The following is a 2132-nucleotide window of genomic DNA, read 5'->3' on the forward strand; positions in this document are numbered from 1 at the left end:
TCGTGTCACGCTATCGCCAACTTGGAGCTATTAAAAACTTCGACGCCGATATTGCTTTGACCATCATTTGCTTCTGACTTAGTCAAACGCCATTGCTTTCGTTTTCCGAAAAAGGGGCCGAACCAATGATGGTGTTCGACAGAGACGACGTCACCTTCACCGTCGTTATCAATCACGAAGAGCAATACTCCATCTGGCCGACGTTCAAGGAAATTCCGAGCGGCTGGAAAGCGGTGGGTATGACGGGCAGCAAGAAGGAATGTCTCGAGCACATCGAGCAGGTGTGGACCGACATGCGCCCGCTGACGCTGCGCAAATTCATGGATGAGACGGCTCCGCAGAAGTCGGCCTAGCACAAACAGGGCCCTGTTCCGATGCGGCTTCTTTGTCTGCCTTACTCCGGCGGCAGCGCCATGATCTATGCACGATGGCGCAGGCTTCTGCCGTCGTGGATCGATGTCTGCCCGGTGGAGTGGCCCGGGCGCGGCGCGCGCATGGACGAGCCGCCGATGACCGATCCGCGCGCGCTCGCCTCGCAGCTTGCTCGCGAACTTGGCACTCAGCTTGACGCGCCTTACGCGCTGTTCGGGCACAGTCTTGGTGCAGTGATTGCGTTCGAGCTCGCGCACAGCCTGCTCGATCGCGGCGCGCCGGCGCCGGCCATTCTCTTTGCCTCGGGCGCGGAGGCGCCGGCCGTTCGAGACGGCAGCAAATGGCGCCAGCCTCTGAGCGACGAGGCGTTGCTGCGGGAATTGCGCAACTTGCAGGGCACGCCGGAGGAAGTGTTGGCGAACGCGGATCTCATGCGATCGGCCCTGCCGGTGCTTCGCGCCGATTTCCTGATGTGCGGTGCCTATGTCTACCGGCCGCGACAACCGTTGCCGTGCCCTGTGCACGTCTTCGGCGGCATCGACGACGAAACCAGCCGCGAAGCGCTGCAGGCCTGGCGGCAGGAGACCTCGGCGTCATTCACGCTTCATAGGCTGCCGGGACATCACTTCTTCATTCACACGCAGCAGGCTGAACTGATCGACCTGATCGGCACGGCGCTGGCCCGGCAATCGGGGCGATCGATTGGTTTGTACCGGAGCGAGGATCATGAGCGCGTTCTCCGTCCAGCCACTCATTGAGGGCAGAAGTCTTCCGTTGCTGCTCAAGGCCGACACGGTCGGGCAGCCTCTCGGCGAGGCGCTGCCCATGCTGCGCGAGACCATCGACCGGCATCTGACCGATTGCGGCGGCATCGTGTTTCGCGACTTCTCGCTCGACGGTGCTGATGCGTTTCGGGCGTTCGCGGCCGCTTTCGGTCATCCGTTACTGACCTATGAGTTTGGATCGACGCCGCGCTCGAAGGTCACCTCCGGCGTCTACACGTCCACAGAATATCCGCCGCACCAGCATATCCCGCTGCATAACGAGCAGGCCTATACGCGCGATTGGCCGATGAAGATCTGGTTCTACTGCATGCAGCCGGCGCTGGAGGGCGGCGAAACGCCGATCGCCGACAGCCGCGCCATCTATCGCGATATGCCGCCGGCGATCCGGGAGCGCTTCGCCGACAAGGGCGTGATGTATGTGCGCAACTACGGCAACGGCCTCGACGTCGATTGGCAGCAGGTATTCGGCACCGACTCCAGGTTGGAAGTCGAGGCTTACTGTGCCGGGCATGACATCGAATGCGAGTGGAAGGAAGATGGCGAGCTTCGCACGCGCCAGATCTGTCAGGGAACGGCGCGTCATCCGGTTACGGCGGAGTGGGTCTGGTTCAATCAGGCACATCTGTTCCATGTTTCGAACCTCGAGCCGGAGGTGCGCGAGAGTCTGCTCGACGTGGTCGGCGACGAGGTCGATCTGCCGCGCAATGTCTTCTACGGCGACGGATCTCCGATCGACGATGAAACGCTGTCCACCGTCCGCGGCGTCCTCGAGAAACACAAGCTCAGTTTTCCCTGGCAGGCCGGTGACGTTGTGATGCTCGACAATATGCTTACCGCGCATGCCCGCGCGCCGTTCAAGGGACCGCGCAAGGTGATCGTCGCGATGGCTGAAGCCCATCGGCAGAGCTGATCGCCTGCATTCATCGCCCCGATGATCAGGGATTATCAGTTCGCGTTCGGACAGGATTTGGGAAG

General features: G+C 61.6%; 3 protein-coding genes. All 3 read left to right on the plus strand.

The window, feature by feature from the left end; genetic code table 11:
- The first annotated feature begins 125 nt into the window (after positions 1-125).
- From ACH79_RS24605 to ACH79_RS24615, 3 genes are read left to right on the plus strand one after another with little or no spacing between them, the layout of a single operon-like run.
- On the plus strand, positions 126-353 hold the full coding sequence (locus ACH79_RS24605; protein WP_161853323.1) for an MbtH family protein: 228 nt from the start codon (positions 126-128) through the stop codon (positions 351-353).
- 60 nt (positions 354-413) lie between these two features.
- Positions 414-1130, plus strand: coding sequence for a thioesterase II family protein (locus ACH79_RS24610; RefSeq protein WP_246738093.1), 717 nt, complete (start codon positions 414-416; stop codon positions 1128-1130).
- Positions 1099-2067, plus strand: coding sequence for a TauD/TfdA family dioxygenase (locus tag ACH79_RS24615; RefSeq protein WP_161853325.1), 969 nt, complete (start codon positions 1099-1101; stop codon positions 2065-2067). Before ACH79_RS24610 ends, ACH79_RS24615 begins: the two co-directional genes overlap by 32 nt.
- The last annotated feature ends 65 nt before the right edge of the window (positions 2068-2132 follow it).

The organism is Bradyrhizobium sp. CCBAU 051011 (genome assembly GCF_009930815.1).
Lineage (GTDB): Bacteria > Pseudomonadota > Alphaproteobacteria > Rhizobiales > Xanthobacteraceae > Bradyrhizobium.

Excerpts from the sequence above, each read along its gene's own strand:
- ACH79_RS24605 (WP_161853323.1), top strand. The coding sequence starts at position 126 with ATGATGGTGTTCGACAGAGACGACGTCACCTTCACCGTCGTTATCAAT.
- ACH79_RS24610 (WP_246738093.1), top strand. The coding sequence starts at position 414 with ATGATCTATGCACGATGGCGCAGGCTTCTGCCGTCGTGGATCGATGTC.
- ACH79_RS24615 (WP_161853325.1), top strand. The coding sequence starts at position 1,099 with ATGAGCGCGTTCTCCGTCCAGCCACTCATTGAGGGCAGAAGTCTTCCG.